Source organism: candidate division KSB1 bacterium, assembly GCA_022562085.1.
Lineage (GTDB): Bacteria > Zhuqueibacterota > Zhuqueibacteria > Oceanimicrobiales > Oceanimicrobiaceae > Oceanimicrobium.
This window is the reverse complement of the sequence record JADFPY010000018.1, coordinates 1-18,023: the sequence shown is the minus strand read 5'-3', so window position 1 is coordinate 18,023 and position 18,023 is coordinate 1. Positions and strand designations below refer to the sequence as shown.

16 protein-coding genes are annotated in these 18,023 nt (G+C 45.2%); 10 read left to right on the top strand and 6 right to left on the bottom strand.

The genetic code is table 11. From position 1 onward, the window contains the following. The first annotated feature begins 143 nt into the window (after positions 1 to 143). A complete protein-coding gene (locus IH879_03195) occupies positions 144 to 1,487 on the top strand; it encodes an MATE family efflux transporter (GenBank protein MCH7673936.1) in 1,344 nt (447 codons plus the stop codon). A gap of 193 nt (positions 1,488 to 1,680) precedes the next feature. Here the strand turns inward: IH879_03195 and IH879_03190 are convergent, their stop codons facing one another. From IH879_03190 to IH879_03180, 3 genes are read right to left on the bottom strand one after another with little or no spacing between them, the layout of a single operon-like run. Continuing rightward, a complete protein-coding gene (locus IH879_03190; protein ID MCH7673935.1) occupies positions 1,681 to 2,826 on the bottom strand; it encodes a zinc ribbon domain-containing protein in 1,146 nt (381 codons plus the stop codon). A 29-nt stretch (positions 2,827 to 2,855) separates the two neighbouring features. Then, complete coding sequence (locus IH879_03185; GenBank protein ID MCH7673934.1) at positions 2,856 to 3,344, bottom strand: hypothetical protein; 489 nt, start codon at positions 3,342 to 3,344, stop codon at positions 2,856 to 2,858. After that, complete coding sequence (locus IH879_03180; GenBank protein ID MCH7673933.1) at positions 3,334 to 3,912, bottom strand: RNA polymerase sigma factor; 579 nt, start codon at positions 3,910 to 3,912, stop codon at positions 3,334 to 3,336. Before IH879_03180 ends, IH879_03185 begins: the two co-directional genes overlap by 11 nt. A 173-nt stretch (positions 3,913 to 4,085) precedes the next feature. Here IH879_03180 and IH879_03175 point away from each other — a divergent pair, with 173 nt between their 5' ends. The 8 genes from IH879_03175 (at position 4,086) to IH879_03140 (ending at position 13,234) form a co-directional block, all read left to right on the top strand. Further along, positions 4,086 to 4,253 carry a type II toxin-antitoxin system HicB family antitoxin gene (locus tag IH879_03175; protein MCH7673932.1) on the top strand — a complete coding sequence of 56 codons (168 nt, stop codon included), beginning with the start codon at positions 4,086 to 4,088 and terminating at the stop codon, positions 4,251 to 4,253. Further along, entirely contained in the window at positions 4,244 to 4,441 is a 198-nt protein-coding gene (locus IH879_03170; GenBank protein MCH7673931.1) for a hypothetical protein, read from the top strand. The genes IH879_03175 and IH879_03170 overlap by 10 nt, the downstream gene beginning before the upstream one ends. Positions 4,442 to 4,713: 272 nt before the next feature. Next, a complete protein-coding gene (locus tag IH879_03165; protein ID MCH7673930.1) occupies positions 4,714 to 6,045 on the top strand; it encodes a replication-associated recombination protein A in 1,332 nt (443 codons plus the stop codon). Between the two features lie 397 nt (positions 6,046 to 6,442). Beyond that, entirely contained in the window at positions 6,443 to 6,784 is a 342-nt protein-coding gene (locus tag IH879_03160) for a hypothetical protein (protein MCH7673929.1), read from the top strand. Positions 6,785 to 6,806: 22 nt separating this feature from the next. Continuing rightward, positions 6,807 to 7,889 carry an AmmeMemoRadiSam system radical SAM enzyme gene (gene amrS / locus IH879_03155; GenBank protein ID MCH7673928.1) on the top strand — a complete coding sequence of 361 codons (1,083 nt, stop codon included), beginning with the start codon at positions 6,807 to 6,809 and terminating at the stop codon, positions 7,887 to 7,889. Between the two features lie 41 nt (positions 7,890 to 7,930). Next, positions 7,931 to 9,616: a M20/M25/M40 family metallo-hydrolase gene (locus tag IH879_03150; GenBank protein MCH7673927.1), complete on the top strand. Its 1,686-nt coding sequence runs from the start codon at positions 7,931 to 7,933 to the stop codon at positions 9,614 to 9,616. A gap of 278 nt (positions 9,617 to 9,894) precedes the next feature. Next, positions 9,895 to 10,596 (top strand): DUF2270 domain-containing protein, encoded by a 702-nt coding sequence (locus tag IH879_03145; protein ID MCH7673926.1) that lies wholly within the window; start codon positions 9,895 to 9,897, stop codon positions 10,594 to 10,596. A 22-nt stretch (positions 10,597 to 10,618) separates the two neighbouring features. Then, entirely contained in the window at positions 10,619 to 13,234 is a 2,616-nt protein-coding gene (locus IH879_03140) for a hypothetical protein (protein MCH7673925.1), read from the top strand. A gap of 34 nt (positions 13,235 to 13,268) precedes the next feature. On the opposite strand, the gene IH879_03135 is transcribed toward IH879_03140, so the two are convergent. Continuing rightward, positions 13,269 to 13,751: a flavin reductase family protein gene (locus IH879_03135; GenBank protein MCH7673924.1), complete on the bottom strand. Its 483-nt coding sequence runs from the start codon at positions 13,749 to 13,751 to the stop codon at positions 13,269 to 13,271. Between the two features lie 196 nt (positions 13,752 to 13,947). Beyond that, on the bottom strand, positions 13,948 to 15,666 hold the full coding sequence (gene glgP, locus IH879_03130) for an alpha-glucan family phosphorylase (protein ID MCH7673923.1): 1,719 nt from the start codon (positions 15,664 to 15,666) through the stop codon (positions 13,948 to 13,950). Between the two features lie 507 nt (positions 15,667 to 16,173). On the opposite strand from glgP, the gene IH879_03125 reads away from it, so the two are divergent. After that, positions 16,174 to 17,034: a membrane dipeptidase gene (locus tag IH879_03125; protein MCH7673922.1), complete on the top strand. Its 861-nt coding sequence runs from the start codon at positions 16,174 to 16,176 to the stop codon at positions 17,032 to 17,034. Here IH879_03125 and IH879_03120 read toward each other — a convergent pair. Beyond that, positions 16,946 to 18,007 carry a DEAD/DEAH box helicase gene (locus IH879_03120; protein MCH7673921.1) on the bottom strand — a complete coding sequence of 354 codons (1,062 nt, stop codon included), beginning with the start codon at positions 18,005 to 18,007 and terminating at the stop codon, positions 16,946 to 16,948. The two genes, IH879_03125 and IH879_03120, sit on opposite strands and share 89 nt — an antisense overlap. Positions 18,008 to 18,023 lie beyond the last annotated feature (16 nt).

Below are 18,023 nucleotides of genomic sequence, written 5' to 3'. Positions count from 1 at the left end.
TGGGTTTGAAGTGATTTTCTTTTCAAACCTCAAGAATTTTAGTTCTTCTATATTGGGGAATTCCCGCCTTTTGATTGAACCAAAATCTAAAAGCCCTTTGTTTCCTAAGTAAAATTCATTAATAAATTTTTAATTAGCCTACAATGATACGAGAATCCGTGCTGATCGAAAAATCTCGCCTCAAAAAAATCGTCGGACTCTCCCTACCGATTGTCGGTGGCATGCTGGCTCAAAACATCATGAGTCTCATCGATACGGCCATGGTCGGGCGATTGGGGGACGCTGCATTAGCAAGTGTGGGAGTCGGTACTTTCCTTTTTCTGTTAATCATGTCTCTTGCAATGGGCGTAAGCGCCGGCGTGCAAGCTTTGGTGGCAAGGCGAATCGGCGAGGGAAATCCTGATTTAACGGGCCATGACCTCAACGCGGGGATTTTGATTTCAAGCTGTGTTGGATTGGTCCTCGCCGTCATCGGTTATTTAATCCTGCCCTATCTCTTTCCTCTGGTGAGTCAAGACCCGGCAGTGACTGAAAAAGGGCTTGCTTACCTGAGGCCGAGAATTCCTTCCATGATATTCGTTGGCGTCAATATTTCCTTCCGGGGTTACTGGAATGGTATTAGTAAGCCGAAGTTCTCGCTGCTTACGGTTTTGGTTGCCATGGTCGTGAATGTTTTTTTTAACTACCTGCTGATCTTTGGAAATTTAGGGTTTCCCAGACTCGAAACGGCGGGAGCGGGACTCGCCACGACGATTGCCATTTTTTCCGGTGTCCTTACCAACCTCGGTTTAGGCCTGAGATATGCCCGCAAGAATGGGTTTCTCCATGGGCTGCCTGATAAACAAAGACTCCAAACCCTGATCAGGGTTTCCCTCCCGGAAAGCATTCGTCATTTTTTTATGTTTCTGGGGTTGGTGGTCTTTTTTGCCATTGTTGGCTTGCTCGGCACAAAAAACCTGGCTGCATTTAATGTCATTCTAAATATCATGCTCGTGGCCCTGTTGCCTGCGATGGGGATTGGCAGCGCGGCTTTGACACTTGTAAGTCAGGCGTTGGGACGAAAAGAGCCCGCTGATGCCAAGAAATGGGGTTGGGAAGTGGCCCGCTTCGGAGCCGGGGCGCTGCTTCTCTTTTCTCTTTGCGTGGTCCCGTTTGCTGAAACTATTGTCGGTTTGTTTATCCCGGATGCGAGTACCATAAGCATCGCAGCGAGTCCTCTGCGAATTATTGGCCTGTTTATGTGGATAGAGGCTTTCGGCATGATATTAAGTTTTGCTCTGATCGGTGCCGGCGCCACAAAAATCGTCATGATTAATTCTCTTTTGATTCAGTGGTGCCTCTCGCTTCCTCTTAATTGGTTCTGGGGTGTTTATTTAGGATATGGCCTTTTCGGAATGTTTCTCAATGGTTTTTTTATGGTGCTATTACGGACGTCAATATTTACGTTTATTTGGCATAAAGAGCGGTGGAGTCGCATCAAGATTTGAGACTGTCTAAGAAATTACCGGATAAAAAGGATGGACAAGAGGATGAATAAAAAAACCAGTTCAGCATATTCAGAGATCACACGCAAAAGCGCAAAGCATGTCCTGAGCAGCGCCGAAGGGGCGCAGAGATGCATAGTTTTTATAAATTTTTTCTTCGCGTTACTTTGCGCCTTTGCGTGAAATCTTTTAAGTTTTAAGAAGTTTCTTTTTCACTCTTCTTTTTTTCAACCGCCTGTTTTTTTTCAGTTTCCAATTCCACTTTTTCCTTGAGCTGCGTCCGGCAGCTTGGACAAAAAGACCACTCAGGCTTAATTGGGTACTGGCACTGGGGACACATCGTGCTGGATAAATCGAAGCCGCAATGCGGGCAAAACGCCCCTCCATTTACTTCATTCTCACACTGCGGACAGTGGAATGATTTCATGGCAGACGGCCGCGTAATCAAATAAATAGCCAAACCGAATATAAGAGAAATGAGCGTGATAAACGCCCAGATGCCCGGGTTTCTGATGTCGCGCTGCTGGGCATCGATGTAGACCCAGGTCGGCAAAAGAAACCAGAGAAACAATCCGGCAAGAAAAGCAAAAAAGGAAAAAGCCGGTGCCAGAGTAGATGCCGCACTTTCGTGTTGCACCTGGAACTTGCTATAGTACAATTTATGGTTCACAGAATCGTCGATCTTTAGGAACAGAGTTCCCAAAACGGTTCCGGACTGGTTTGTCAGGGGGCTGGTCAACAAGTGTGCCCTTTCCCTCGAGTAATACCAACTATCTTCTCTGTAACCGGGAACGGAAATTAGGATATCCGATTTTTCCAGGCCCAATTGCTTTTTCAAAGAATTTAAATCAAGATTAGTAAAGTTGATCTTGTGGTGACGGTCAACCAATTTGGTTAGGAAATCATTTCTGCTTCTGAACAGACCGGCATTTGTGAGCACCTCTTTTTGTTGGTCAAAGGCAGAATTCAGACGCACAAAAACGGCTGCCGGGGCGCCAAAGACGAATTCACCGGATGTGTCGATCATCCAAAGATATTTCTTTGCGCGATCTGTCATTTGATGTTCCCTCAAAAACCCGGACTGCAACTCCTGAATGAGCTGTGTACTCGCAAGATCTGTCGTCGGCACTTGTTCTGCGATCTCCTGGACTGCTTGTGTTATGTCCTGCAAATATTTTTGGTTTCGATCGGTCAATTCGCCAATGTGTGCATTCAACTCCTCGGCCCGTTTTTCATAAAGCGAATCCACATACAGAAAAAGCGAAAAGCTGCATATCATCGAAGCAACGAATACGATAGCGGCCGGTAAAGCGATTTTTCGAATAAGTTTTTTCTTGTTCATGTTTCTCTCCAGAATTTATAAGTTAAAAGTCAAAGACGTAATGCTTTCCTGTTTATATCGAAGTACAGAATAGGCGCTAGTGAAAGGGTAATGAAAGTTCCCACTATAAAGAAAATGAGCATCATCAAACCAAAGCTGCCGATGGCGTCAACCAGCCAGAATTTCTGCAAAGAGTCCCAAATTGGCAGCAAACTGATTTTACTCTGCACGAAATAAATAAGCAGCACAATAAACACCATTGAAAAAGCAATTTTGAAAAAAGGCGCCGCAGAAATTGTCGGTCGCGCAAATGCAGTCCTCGGCTGCTTTACCGGAATATTTTCCATGATTCTCTCAAAGGTGTTTGGCAAGGGACGTTCCTCGGGCAGCTTGTCTAAAGTCGCCCCCATTCGGTTCAAAAACTGCATGTACTTTTGGCACTCCTTACAGGTGGTGAGATGTTTTCGCAGCTCTGACTCTTCTTGCGGCGAAGCTTCCTTGTAAAATAGTTTCAGCAAAGAATTTTTGTTATGCTGCATCTGAAAACTCCATCCGGTCTAAGTGTTTTCTTAACTGCTCGATTCCTCGATGAAATCTGGCTTTAAGTGTGCTTTCGGGTGTTTTGGTGATCTCGGCAATCTCTCTGAATTTCAGCTGTTGAAAATGCTTCAAAATGATAATCTCGCGAAAATGCGGTTTCAGGTTTTCCAAGGCCTGTTCAATTTTTTCTTTGAGATCTAAATTCTCCATTTTAGAATCCGGTTGCTCAGCCTCGGGGTGGGCCGGTTCCTGTTCACCTTTAATTTCGGAGACATCGAGATATTGATAAGTGTAGCGCTTTTTTGACATCTCATTTCTGGTTGTATTCAAGGCGATGGTGTAAAGCCAGCCTCTAAAATTTCCGCCTTCATAATCAAACAAATGCGCCGCAAACCAGACCCGCGTAAATGTCTCCTGCAGCAAATCCTGCGCGATTTCTCTACTGCTGGTGTATTTAAAAATAAAATTAAAAATCGCCAACTCATACCGTTGGTACAAAATTTTGAAAGCGTGACTGTTTTTTTTCAAAACTAAATTCATCAGCTCTTTATCTGTACTTTTTTCCATGCCCGAGTTCTATAGAGTCTATGATTAGATACAGGATGAATTGAAAAAAAGACGAACTTTGTGAAGGTAATTTGATTGAAATTTAAAAGCGAGGAAATATGTTGCCGAGAAAACCTTGCTTTTTGTTTGTGATTCATTTACCTTTAAATGCATAAATCTTAGTGAGATTCCAAATGCAAAATCAATTCACAGCTATTATTGAAAAAGATGAAGATTGGTATATCGCACACTGTTCTGAGATTCCAGGCTCTAATGGGCAGGGCAAAACGCCTGAAGAGTGTAAAAAAAACCTTGCCGATGCAATTACTTTGATTTTGGAAGGAGTTGTAAAATGTCAGTAGATGAAATTAAAGCCGCCATTGATGAACTTCCGGAAAGCGATTACGCCCGGTTAAGAAAATGGTTTTCAGAAAAGGATTGGCAGAAGTGGGATAGCGAATTCAAGGATGATTCGGAATCTGGAAAATTAGATTTCTTAATTAAGGAAGCCTTCGAGGAAAAAGAGAAAGGAAAACTCAAGGAACTCTAAATGCATCGAACATCGAATCGCTTTTGGAAATGCTTTGAGAAACTTCCCCCGCCTGTACAAAATATAGCAAAGCAGAATTTTGAACTCCTTAAAAATAATTCCAGACACCCATCACTTCATTTCAAGAAAGTTGGTAAGCTTTGGTCAGTCAGAGCCACTTTAAATCATAGGGCACTTGCCATTGAGGACGGTTCAGATTTTATATGGGTCTGGATTGGAACTCACGATGATTATGGGAAAATGATCAAAAGATAAGATAATCGAAAGACCCCATGGAACTCTTCGACCAGGAAGCTCAAAAAGAAATCTCCAAATCCACGCCGCTTGCCGATCGCATGCGCCCGAAATCACTAGCGGATTTTGTGGGGCAGGAACACCTGGTGGGTGAAGATAAAGTTCTGCGCAAAGCCATCGAAAGCGATGAGTTGGTTTCCATGATCTTTTGGGGACCACCGGGTGTGGGCAAAACAACGTTGGCAGAAATCATCGCCAGCGAAACCACATCTGATTTTTATCAGATGAGCGCGGTGACAGCCGGAGTTGCAGACATCCGCAAAGTCTTGGAAAAGGCCAGAGTCAATCGCAAACTGGCCAAGCGTACCATTCTGTTCATCGATGAAATTCACCGCTTTAACAAAGCCCAGCAAGATGCATTGCTGCACAGCGTCGAGGATGGCACGGTTTTGCTCATTGGTGCGACGACTGAAAATCCGTCTTTTGAAGTGAACGCGCCGCTGCTTTCCCGCTGCCGGGTTTACCGGATGAACCCTTTAGTTTTTGAAGAACTTGAAGTGATTGTAAAGTCAGCGTTATCCAAAGATGAGCTATTGGGCAAAGAGAAAATCGAGTTTGAAAACAACGCCGACAAACTCTTGATAAATCTTTCCGGGGGTGACGCCCGCAGTGCCTTGAATGCATTGGAACTGACCACAAGATTGGCCAAGAAATCTGAAACTGAGACGGTAAAGGTCACGGAAAAAATTATCAAAGAGGCATTGCAAACAAAGACCACGATGTATGACAAGAAAGGCGAATACCACTACGATGTCATCTCTGCGTTTATCAAAAGTGTTCGCGGTTCGGACCCGAATGCGGCGCTCTATTGGCTTGCCCGCATGATTGAAGCCGGCGAAGACCCGAAGTTCATTGCCCGGCGATTGATTATCCTCGCCTCGGAAGATATCGGCAATGCCGACCCGCAGGCGCTGGTTGTGGCCACTTCTACATTTACGGCTGTCACTTACATTGGTATGCCGGAGGGACAACTGGTGCTGGCGCAAGCAACCACTTATCTTGCCTCAGCTCCGAAAAGCAATGCTTCTTACAAAGCCATTGGTGCCGCCCGCAAAGACATTCAAATGAATCCGGTTGGCTCGGTGCCGATGCATTTGAGAAATGCCCCTACTAAGTTGATGAAAAAAGAGGGGTACTCAGAAGGGTATCTTTATCCACATGATCATGATGATAATTTTGTTAATCAAGCTTACTTACCTGAGGAATTACTTAACCGAATTTACTATCATCCAACCGAAAACGGGGTTGAAAAGCAAATCAAGGAGAGGTTAGAGAGGCTTTGGCAGAAGTATCGTAAAAATGAAGAGTAAATTCACTCACTAAAAACGTTGGAGCATGGAGTCTGATCGCCCTCAAAAGAATGTCTAAGGCGGGGGTGCTTACATGGGTTGAGCTGCCCTGTTCTAGTCTATTGCAAGAAGCTTGAACGCTGTAATTTAAGGAAATAATAAACTAATTAAGCAAAATCTCTCCCAAAATGTGCGCCGGCACTACTCAAAACTACCTTTATCCAAGCGAGAAGTTACAGCCCATTCAAATTTTTAACTTGATTTATGCCTTAATTTTTATTATATTTAACAAAATTAAAGCAGTTCAGGGAAGTTTACTTGAAAATTTGAGCAAGTTCTATATAAATCCAACATACCATTATCCCCCCTTGATAAGCTGAATTCAAATTTAACTGTTCAATCATTTGAGAGGGACGAAATGAATCGAAGAGGAAATAATGTTACAGACCGCAAACTCATTGTTTCTGTAGTATTACGAGCAGTTAAGGATTACCTTGACGGGAATAATCCGACTAAAATTCATAGACTAAAATCCAAAGGCCAGGATCACGAGTTAAGCCAGCTCGAGAAAAACTGCAAGAGCGCCAAATTTTGGCTCTATGAAGAAAAAAATACTGAATACATCTTCTCATTTGAAAAATGCTGCGAAGTTATTGCAATCAGCCCGGAAAGACTTCGACGCGGGCTAAGACAATTAATTGAAACTAATTTCAGTCCTCCAAATAACGGGATTCGCGCACACGCCAAGGTTGTAAATTAGTTTAGCCACGAGGGTAAGCCAGATGGCTGAAGCCCCACCACTCAAACAAATTCTGAAAACTCAAACCATGGAGGGTGAGTTGTATGAAGTTCACACAGACAACAGTTTAACATGTTACGCCTGCGGCCATCGCTGCTTAATTAAAGATGGACGCGACGGCATTTGCCGGGTGCGATTCAATGAAGGTGGTAAACTCTACGTACCAGCAAATTACGCCGCCGGCGTTCAGTGTGATCCTACCGAAAAAAAACCTTTCTTTCATGTCTTTCCCGGTTCATTAGCGGTCACCTTTGGCATGCTTGGCTGCGATTTCCACTGCGCCTATTGCCAGAATTGGGTAACTTCTCAAGCTCTGCGCGATCCGAAGGCCGTGGCCCCGCCTCAGGAGGTCCAGCCAGTCGATTTGATCATTTTGGGGAAGCAGTATCAGGCAAAGCTAATCGTCAGCAGCTACAACGAACCGCTCATCACCAGTGAATGGGCAGTCAAAATTTTCAAAGAAGCTAAGAAAGAAGGGTTCACGACCGGCTACGTTTCCAATGGCAACGCAACACCTGAGGTGCTCGATTATATCCGGCCACACACCGATCTGTATAAAATTGATTTAAAATCATTTACTGATAAAAATTACCGCAAATTGGGCGGCGTCCTTCAGCATGTTCTTGATTCCATTGAAATGGTCTATGAAAAAGGATTCTGGCTGGAGATCGTTTCGTTGCTCATCCCCGGGTTCAACGATTCGAACGATGAACTCAAATCCATGGCCAAATTTCTGGCTGAAATCTCGCCTGACATCCCCTGGCATGTCACCGCATTTCACCAGGATTACAAAATGCAAGATTCGGATAACACCCCTGTTGAGACTTTAATTCGGGCGGCGGAGATTGGCTATGAAACCGGATTGAACTACGTTTATGCCGGCAACCTTCCCGGAAGGGTTGGTAAATATGAAAACACATTCTGTCCAAACTGCAGAGTCGAACTGATTACCAGATTTGGATTTCAAATTCTGCAAAATCAAATTGTAAACGGCGAATGTTATAATTGTCAAACTCAAATTCCGGGCAGGTGGGAAAATAACTTACCGGAAAACCAGGATTTGTGATGAATGCAAGTTAAATTATTATTTCACAAGAGGGGAAATCTTTGAAATCGCTGCGAACGAATTTACTTTTCTCATTATTGCCGGTTTTAGTCTCGCTGCTGTTAAATTTAAACTGCACTTCTCCCGAAGCCATCGGCAAGCTCGATGGCGCTGTTAAACCGGAGAGAATCAGAGCTCACCTTAAAATCCTTTCAGATGATATCATGGAAGGTCGTGCCCCGGGCAGCAGAGGCGGTGAGCTGGCAGCGAAATACATCGCTTCACAGTTCGAAGAAGCCGGACTGCTGCCAGCCGTTGGGGATTCCAGCTATTTTCAAAATGTCCAGCTCATCGGTGCGAAACATACCCCAATACTGACTTTGAGTGGAGCAGGCAGAACCTGGCGGTTAAATCCTGGGACCGATTTCGTAGGCGTAACAAAAATTGAACAGCCTTCTGTTTCGATTCGAAATAAACAATTGGTTTTCATGGGCTACGGTGTCGATGCTTCGGAATTCAACTGGAATGATTATGCCAACATGGACGTCACCGGAAAAGTTCTGCTCATACTTGTCAATGAACCACAATCCGAAAATGAGAAGTTCTTCGGTGGCAAAGCATTAACTTACTACGGTCGATGGACTTATAAATATGAGGAAGCCGCGCGAAAAGGCGCAGATGGCGTGATTTTAATTCACACAACTCCGTTAGCCGGCTACGGCTGGAACGTAGTTCAAAATTCACGAAGCAGGGAGCAATTTTTTGTCAGAAGCCAGGCCGGTGCTAAGCAGCTGGCCTTTCGAGGCTGGATTACCCAGGAAAAAGCTGAAGAAGTTCTAAGCGCCGTAGGTTTTGATTTAGACGAGCTCATTTCGCAGGCAAACTCCGCATCATTTCATCCCATCGAGCTGCCGATAAGAGTCAACGCTTCAGTCAGCAACCAATTTCGTACAATTGAATCGCCAAATGTGATCGGGAAATTCTTGGGCAGTGATCCGGCTCTAAAAGAGGAATGCATCCTTTATACCAGTCACTACGATCACCTGGGTAAAAACGATTCTCAATCCGGGGACGGAATTTTTAACGGCGCTTTTGATAATGCTTCCGGTACCGCAGCGCTGATTGAAATTGCACGGGCTTTTTCCGAAATTTCGTTTAAACCAAAACGAACAATCTTGTTTGCTGCGGTAACCGCCGAAGAATCCGGACTCCTGGGTTCGCAGTTTTACGCCCAAAGCCCGGTCATTCCCCTGGCCAAAACAGCAGCTAACATAAATATTGATGCCGTGAATGTCTGGGGCAAAACCAGGAATATCATTCCCCTGGGGGCAGACAGGTCGACAATTATGGATGTCGTCAAGCGGGTTGCAATGGAGATGAACATGGAAATTTCGCCGGATCCTATGCCTGAACAAGGGTTCTTTTTCCGCTCGGATCAATTTAGCCTGGTGAAGGCAGGAGTGCCAGCCGTTTATCTCGATGGCGGACTAAAATTCGTTGGCAAGCCGGAAGGCTGGGGTCAAAAGCTGTTGGATGATTATATCAAAAATCGCTACCACGGCGTGGAAGATGAGTACGACCCTTCCTGGAGTCTTGAAGGCACCGCTCAGGTCGCACAGTTTGCTCTCAAAACCGGACTTTATTTGGCGAATAAACCAACCATGCCCGAGTGGCATGACGGCGACCCGTTTAAGAAGATCAGGGAGAAATCGATTGCCGAAATAGAGGCTAAAGTGAAAAACCAGTAGTAGCCGAAGTGGCCACACTTCGGGTTTGGCAGTAAATGATTTTGCGGAGGGCGACCCCACAGGAATGCCGACGCAGGAGGCGACACTAATTATGCGCGCAGCGCCACCTATCGAGGAGGCGCACGAAGCCCGAGCAGGCTCCCTCGCCCCGTTGGATAGTCAGGGGAGGTAAATTTTTGTTAAACAAGAGGTACTTATCCCACGGGGCGAGGAGCCGGAGCGGCTCTAAAAAGACACCATAATCAAAATTTAATTTTCTTTTATTTTAGGAGACCATAGTGGACGACAAGGCGCCGCCAAAAATCGAACTCAATAATACAGAATTTATCACGGCGATTTCCCATTATTATCGCGGTGAGGTAAGCCGGGCTAATGTCTGGCGCACTCGCCTGGATGTGACGACCAATTGGGCCATTATAACGACTGCAGCATTTCTCTCATTTAGCTTTGGCAGTGAAAAAATTCCACACTTTGCACTCATTCTTGCGACGATTTTTGTTTTGTTTTTTTTAATTATTGAAGCCCGGCGATACAAATATTTTGACCTCTGGCGCTGGCGTGTTGCCTTGCTGAATGAAAATTTCTTTGCGCCAATTATTTCTCCCGGGCTTGAACCGCTGCAACAAAACTGGCGCGAACTTCTAAGTGAAGAAATGCAACACTCACAATTTAAAATGACCTTTACAGAAGCATTTGGACGCCGTTTGCGAAGGAACTATAGCTGGATCTTCCTGGTATTGGGTTCCTGCTGGGTTACCAAAGTCTCAATTCACCCAACGCCGTTAGAAGAGTTTTCCTTTTCAGTAATTATTGAACGCGCCGCTATTTTTCATATCATCCCGGGCTGGATTGTGCTTTCGGTTGGGGTTCTTTTCAATGGTCTTCTGCTTTTGATGGCGGTCGTCTCGTTAAAAAAACGAAAAGAGGCCGTTAGAATTTACCCCGCGGGTAAAAGCAAATTTCAACTGCTTAACCTTTGATTAAAGGCTTCGTTCAACGAAAATGCGATACCCTAAACACTCATTTCTTTTTCTGTTTCTTCTTTTAAATTTCACCCAAATTAAGACTGCAATCCCCGACGGCCGTATTCCGACTCCGGAAGAATTCGTTGGATTTAAAGTTGGTGCAGACAAAAAACTCTTTGGCTGGGAAACTGTGGTGAATTATTTAGGAATTTTACACGAGAAATCAGAGCGGGTTTCAGTGCAGAATTTAGGTGAATCCACCCTCGGAAATCCCTTCATCATGGCTTTTATTTCTTCACCAATGAACTTAATGAATCTTGCCAAATACCAGAATTTGCAAAAACAGGCGGCGAGCCCACATCATCTCACTGACGACGATGCTCGCGAACTGGCACGGCAGAACAAAGTCTTCGTCATGATTACTCTCAATATTCATTCTACCGAAATCGCCTCCAGCCAGGAATCGATCGAGCTGGCCTACAAGCTGGCCACGGAAAACTCTCCCAGAATAAAGCGAATTTTGGACAACGTGATCATTCTGCTGATTCCATCCATGAATCCTGACGGAATGAATTTAGTTGTCAACTGGTACCACAAATATGTGGATACGCCTCACGAGGGAAGCCGGCTTCCATATTTGTACCATCATTATGCCGGACACGATAACAACCGCGATTGGTTCATGATGAATCTGGTTGAAACCCGCTTGGTCTCGAAAGAAATGTATCAAAACTGGTTTCCGCAAATTATTTATGACCAGCACCAAATGAGAGCTCAGGGCGCCCGCTTATTTTTGCCTCCGTATGCAGATCCATTGAACCCCAACGTGCATCCTCTCGTGTATGTCCAGATGAACAAGTTTGGCAAACATATCGCCAGCGACCTGCAGGCCCAAAACTTTCGTGGAATTGTGACGGATGCATTTTATACCGCCTGGTGGCAGGGAACATCGGTCATGACGCCCTGGTGGCATAACATGTTGGGCATTCTCTCCGAAGTTGCCGGCGCCCAAATTGCAACTCCCCTTTATTTCCCAAAAGGCAGTTTAAAAGGCCGCGATCCCGGTTTGTTTGACTACAAGCAACAGATGAATTTCATTGACCCCTGGCCTGGGGGTTGGTGGCGGTTGAGAGATATCATCAATTACGAAATAGCGATTACACTTTCGCTTTTAGATCTTGCTGCGCAGGAAAAAGAAACAATCATCTACAACTTCTGCAAAATGAACAAGGATGCAATCGAAAAGGGGCGGTCCGAAGCTCCCTTCGCTTTTATTATTCCGCGCCAACAGCATGATTCGATCACTGCACTGCAGATGCTCAACGTTCTCAGGCAAGGCGGTGTTGAGATCCAGGAGGCAACCACCGATTTCTTTGCCGGAAATCTAAGAGTTCAAAAAGGTGATTTCGTTATCTTACTTTCACAGCCATTTCGTCCTTATATTAAAGACCTGTTGGAGCCGCAAAAGTACCCTGATTTGAGAAAAACTGCTAGCGGGCCTCCCATTCGGCCCTACGATTTGGCGGGCTGGACGCTTCCATTAATGATGGGCGTCAAAACAGTTCAGGTCGATGAATCGTTTGAAACGGATTTAACCAAACTAAAATCAATTCCCTTTCCTCAGCCAAAATTAGAACAGGAGAAAGCTAACTACTTAATCAGCCACAAAACCAATCGAAGTTTTAACCTGGTAAATCGTTTGCTAAAAGACGGCAAGAAAGTCTACTGGTTGAAAAATGCGATCGATATTGACGAACAGCATTGGGAACCCGGCACCATCTACGTGCCCGCCAAGGAAATGAAAACTGAAAAAATGCAGCGCCTGGTAGAACAATTATCTTTAGAAATTAAACAAACGGGCAAAAGTCTACAAGGGCAGGTTGCCTATCGTTTAAAACCGGTTAAGTTGGGCATTTACCAACCCTGGACTGCCAACATAGATGAAGGATGGACCCGGTTCATTCTGGAAAAATTTGAATTTCCATTCGTGCCCATTGATAACACTAAAATAAAGAATGGTGGTTTGAAACGGGCCTTCGATGCGATTATCCTGCCGGATATGGAACCGCAAAAAATTATCAATGGCCTAAAAATAACCAAGCCGGATATTTACTCCCCACAGGTCCCGAAGGAATATCAACACGGAATTGGAAGTGAAGGAGTTGAGAAATTAAAAGAATTTGTCACTAAAGGCGGCACCCTGATTGTTCTAGATAGTGCTTGCGATTTAGTCATCGAGCAGTTTGGTCTGCCTGTAGAAAATGTACTCAAAAATGTGAAGGAAACCGCCTTCTTTTGTCCGGGATCTTTGCTGGAGATCGTTGTGGACAATACCGAACCGATTGCCTACGGCATGCCGAAAAAGGCTGCAGCACTCTTCGCAAAAAGCCCAACCTTCCGGCCGTTTCACTGGACCAAACGTACCGGAGTAATCGCACATTATCCGGATCGCAATCCACTATTGAGCGGCTGGATTTTAGGCGATGAGAAAATTCGTGGACTTGTTGCTGCTCTCGATATTCCCATGGGAAAAGGACGAGTGGTCTTGTTAGGATTCCGGGCCCAGAATCGCGCCCAAACCCATGGAACGTTCAAGCTGCTACTGAATGCCATTCATTTGTCGGGAGCTAAAGAAGAGGTTTTAAAGAAGTAGATGAGAATTAAGAAACATGTCGTCAAGATGCGTTTCATTTAATGTAAGAATACCGGCTCTCATAAAACAACAGCGGTTGTTTACCTTCGGAGAAATCTCCATTCTCGACCTGACCGATAAAAATGGTGTGGTCGCCGCCCTCAAACTGATTCACTACGCGGCATTCCAGGTGTCCTAAATTATCCGCCAAAATAGGGACGCCATTTTCAGAAACCCGAAAACTCAAATCCCGGAAGCGATCCTCACTGTCCATGGCCGGATTGGCAAAACGGTCGGAAAGCTCTTTTTGCTCTATACTGAGAATATTTACCACGAAAGTCTCACACTCGCAAAGAGACGAATGACTCAAACCGTTTTTCTGAATGCAAACCAAAATCAGCGGCGGGTCGAGAGAAACAGAAGTGAAAGCGTTGACAGTTAAACCATGCATCCCTTCTTGATTTTTTGTGGTGACGATAGTAACGCCCGTGCAGAATTTTGCCAGTGTATTTCGAAAGGGTTCGGGAGAAACAGACATTTAGGCTCTATTATAATGATTCCTAAACAACCGGGCAATATACAGTGTTAGGGTGTTCAGGTGTTAAAGTATTTACGTATTTATTAAGTTGATTAATTCAAAATATTAGCACCTGAACACTCGAACACACAAACACGAAAACACTTTTACCCACCTTGCAACGTTATTTCAAAAACGCTCTACAAGTTCTCAAAACCTATTGAAACAAAGGCGAAACGTGGTAAGCCTTAAGTGCATATTCTTTGACCATCCGGTGCGTGTTAAAATAAGTGGCATTTAATGCGATTGTATTTTTCATCATCCGGATCCATTTTGGCCGGTCTTCATAATACAACGGGATAATTATTTTCTCAAGCTTTTGGTACAAATCATCGATATCGAGTCGTTCATCAAAATCGGTCAGATTGTGTTCATTGGGCTCCGGTCCAATAGCCCAACCCGTGACTCCTTCGACACAAGCTTCGATCCACCAGCCATCCAGCACACTGAAATTGAGCACGCCATTGTGAGCTGACTTCATACCGCTGGTTCCCGAGGCTTCCCGGGGCCGCTGCGGGTTGTTGAGCCAAACGTCCACTCCGGCAGTCAGAACACCCCCTGAATGCATATCGTAGTTTTCAATGTAGGCAACAGCAATTTTGCCCTTCAGCTGTTTCATGGCAGCAAAAACATTCTTGATAACCTGCTTACCCTCACTATCTTTCGGATGGGCCTTTCCGGCAAAAACGAACTGAACTTTGTCACCGGCAATTTCAATCAACCGGTCTAAATCAGAAAAAATGAGGTCGGCCCGCTTGTAAGCAGCGGCTCTTCGGGCGAAGCCGACGGTCAAACGGTTTAAGTCCATGCGAATGCCGGTTTCACTCTCCACCAGGCTTAGAAGTTTGCCCTTTGCCGCCATGTGGGCCTTCCATATTTCCTCATCCGGGATAAACATTGCCTGAACAAAATGAGACGGATCAATATCCCACCCGGGAATGTACTGATAAAACAGCTTCTTAAAACTCTGCGACGTCCAGGTTGCGGAATGCACACCGTTGGTGATCGCTTCGATGGCAGGATTCTTGAACATGTTCCTGGAAATCTCGCCGTGCTTCGCCGATACACCGTTCACAAACCGGCTCAGTTTTAGAGAAATTGTGGTCAGGTTCACCGGGTTTTCGCCTTCGAGGATATCCCGCAGATAATCGATATAAACCGGGCTCATAACCTGTTTCACTAAATCGAATTCGAATACATCGTGTCCCGCCGGAACCGGCGTGTGAGTGGTAAAAACACAACCTTGTTTAACCTTGTCATAAGAGCTGTACCCGCTTTCCCGAATAAGCTCTAAAGCTAGCAAACTTGCGTGGCCCTCATTGAGATGGTACCTATCAATATCCCGAAAGCCCAGATCTCGCAGCATGCGAATTCCGCCGATTCCCAAAATGATTTCCTGACAAAGGCGAATATATTGCCCGCCCCCATAAAGTTGTTTATTGAGCTCACGGTCTTGCTCCGAGTTCTCGGGGGTATTGACGTCAAGGAAATAGACCGGAACTACATACCCGTATTTGCCGACTATCTCATATTCCCAAACCTGCACTCGAACGGTACGATTTTCAATTTTTATTTCCGTATAATTAGGCAGTAGGGTTAACTTGAGATCGGGATGCCATTTGACTTCGGTTTCCATTTGATTGCCGGAATCGTCAAGCGCCTGGTGAAAGTAGCCGTACTGCTGCAGCAAGGTGACACCGACCATCGGGATTCCCAAATCAGCAGCCGAACGCAGGGTGTCACCGGCCAATACTCCCAAACCGCCGCTAAACGATGGGATATCGTTTTCCAAAGCAACTTCCATCGTAAAATATGCAATCTCACGCTTTGATTTGTCCTGGCTCAGCCTCTTGAAGATCGGGCTCGTTGTTTCCATTATTTGAAGTCCTTTGAGCTATTTTAAGTGAGGAAAATACGTACTTGTATTCTAAGTGTCAATATTTTTAAAGCATCTTTTTATAGGTATCGACAAAACCTAATCGTGCTGAAATAGTGTTTTGCAACAAAAAAAATTCTAATAAAACATATGATTAGAAAGAACAAAATTAATTTTCTCAAATTTCAAAGAGGTCTTTGCGAATCCCGCGTTTTTTTGCGGGATGAAGCAATCTCATAGTTACCAAGAAGGAGATTGCTTCGCTTTGAAACGCTCGCAAAGACGATCCTTTTTGTTTTTGAGACAGTCCCATCTTTTTTAAATCATCCTTGACAATCTATGAACTTTTTAGCATATTCTTCTAGAATTCTTACCCGGAAATGTAAAATATTTTGTTTTATCCTAAACATTCAACCAACCTAAACGAGGGAATTTATGGAAAGAAAAAATCTATTTTTCTGTTTTGTATCAATTTCTGTTTTGATTAATTTGTCATGTGAAAAAAGTATGACTGAAGAAAAAATAATTGCAATGGCCAAAGAGATTCATGAACGTGTGTTGACCATCGATACCCACGACGACATTCCGTCTAATTTTGCTACTGAAGAAGTAGATCCCGGTGTTAGAGCTGACCGCAAGGTAGATATTCCTAAAATGCAGGAAGGCGGCCTGGATGTGGGATTTTTTATTGTCTATGTCGGCCAAACGAAAAGGACCCCCGAGAACTATGAGAAAGCCAAAGCGGATGCAATGATAAAGTTCGACGCCATTCACCGCATGTGCAAGGAGATGTATCCCGATAAAATTGAGTTGGCCTATACTGCCGATGATGTGGAACGAATTCAAAAAAGTGGTAAGCTCGTGGCCTGCATTGGGATTGAGAACGGCTACGTTATTGGCAAAGATTTGAGCCTGCTTAAAAAATATCATGAACTTGGCGCCCGCTACATCACTTTGGCACATAATGGCCATAACGACATCTGTGATTCTGCAAATCCCCGGGAGAGTCTGGGTGACAGCGAATCCGAACACAACGGTGTCAGCGAGTTTGGTAAGCAGGTGATCTCAGAAATGAACCGGTTGGGTATCATGGTGGACGTTTCGCACATTTCCAAAAAAGCGATGCTCGATGCGGTGAAACTTTCAAAAGCGCCGGTGATCGCGTCGCATTCGAGCTGCCGCGCCCTCTGCGACGTCTCCCGTAACCTGGACGACGAACAGTTGCTAGCTTTAAAAGAGAACGGTGGGGTTATGCAAACGGTTGCTTTGGGCAGCTTTGTTAAAAAAGCGCCACCGGAAAAGGATGAAGCAATGGAAGCGCTTCGTGAAGAGATGGGTCAATCGCCTGTCCCAGCCCTTCCTTCTTGACTAGTTCGGCCCTTAACTCCTCCAGCGCTTGCGCCTCCGCTTGGCGCTGACCAGTCTGCAAGTTTTTCATCTGCTCAAATAGCTTCTCTAGTTTCCTTTTTCTTTTATTACCTATCTCCTGATCTTGGGATTCTTCTTTTGTTAGGTAAGCAAGTCGAGGATGAATATCGAATCCCGTAACAGGAGTAGCCGACGTATAACGTCCAAAAAAGATACGGTTGTTACTAAATCGCTCATCCATGACATTTCGAGCGTCACTCGAATCGAGTGCCCTGCGCAACCTTACGAGCTGATCTTCGACAAGCGCGTTCATCGGGTACAAGATCAACGCCCGCACTGCCGCAGGCCTTTTAGCATCTTCACCTTCACGGTGTGGAACAAAAGGCGTCAGTAACGGATTAGTCTTCGTCGGAAAACCGTTTTTTTGGATTAGCCGCTCCATGGGTTCCCGGTCAGCACCTTCCTGCCACCATCTTCGAAACATGTAATCGGCTGCTGGCACAGGCCAGGTCATGGCTTCTTTTGCAAGGGATGCCAGGATTGGCAACAGAAAGGATTCCGTCTTGCCTGACCCTGTTCCAGAAGTCACGACTCCTGGCTGTCCTTCGCATACACCGCGCTTCAGCATTGCCGCCTGATGCGTGTAAATCTCGTACTTCGCCTTTCGCCCTGCACCATTGTCAGCCACGCTTGAATCAATGAGACCCGATAGCGCTAAAGCGACAAACGCCTCCCTTTCTTCCGCCGTAAACTCGGGAAGCGCATCGCCCTCCGAGACCTCCAGTAGTTGCTCCAACTCTCCTTGCAATAGCTTTTGCACTGTCGCCAACGTTATGCCCCTACTTGGGCCATGCCAGGACTCATGACTGGCGCGGCCACTGTCTTGATCAAGATCGTGTACCGAGCTATCGGTTGGAGCCCCTGGTTCTGCAGATGTCTTGCAATTAACTCGTGATAATCCGCCACCAACCACCGCGTATTGCCCAGAC

What these genes read in the sequence shown, in the direction of transcription:
- IH879_03170 (MCH7673931.1), top strand. Translation starts at nt 4,244, where the DNA reads ATGTCAGTAGATGAAATTAAAGCCGCCATTGATGAACTTCCGGAAAGC.
- IH879_03125 (MCH7673922.1), top strand. Translation starts at nt 16,174, where the DNA reads ATGACTGAAGAAAAAATAATTGCAATGGCCAAAGAGATTCATGAACGT.
- IH879_03190 (MCH7673935.1), bottom strand. Translation starts at nt 2,826, where the DNA reads ATGAACAAGAAAAAACTTATTCGAAAAATCGCTTTACCGGCCGCTATC.
- IH879_03135 (MCH7673924.1), bottom strand. Translation starts at nt 13,751, where the DNA reads ATGTCTGTTTCTCCCGAACCCTTTCGAAATACACTGGCAAAATTCTGC.
- IH879_03140 (MCH7673925.1), top strand. Translation starts at nt 10,619, where the DNA reads ATGCGATACCCTAAACACTCATTTCTTTTTCTGTTTCTTCTTTTAAAT.
- IH879_03165 (MCH7673930.1), top strand. Translation starts at nt 4,714, where the DNA reads ATGGAACTCTTCGACCAGGAAGCTCAAAAAGAAATCTCCAAATCCACG.
- IH879_03185 (MCH7673934.1), bottom strand. Translation starts at nt 3,344, where the DNA reads ATGCAGCATAACAAAAATTCTTTGCTGAAACTATTTTACAAGGAAGCT.
- IH879_03160 (MCH7673929.1), top strand. Translation starts at nt 6,443, where the DNA reads ATGAATCGAAGAGGAAATAATGTTACAGACCGCAAACTCATTGTTTCT.
- amrS (MCH7673928.1), top strand. Translation starts at nt 6,807, where the DNA reads ATGGCTGAAGCCCCACCACTCAAACAAATTCTGAAAACTCAAACCATG.
- IH879_03180 (MCH7673933.1), bottom strand. Translation starts at nt 3,912, where the DNA reads ATGGAAAAAAGTACAGATAAAGAGCTGATGAATTTAGTTTTGAAAAAA.
- IH879_03175 (MCH7673932.1), top strand. Translation starts at nt 4,086, where the DNA reads ATGCAAAATCAATTCACAGCTATTATTGAAAAAGATGAAGATTGGTAT.
- IH879_03195 (MCH7673936.1), top strand. Translation starts at nt 144, where the DNA reads ATGATACGAGAATCCGTGCTGATCGAAAAATCTCGCCTCAAAAAAATC.
- glgP (MCH7673923.1), bottom strand. Translation starts at nt 15,666, where the DNA reads ATGGAAACAACGAGCCCGATCTTCAAGAGGCTGAGCCAGGACAAATCA.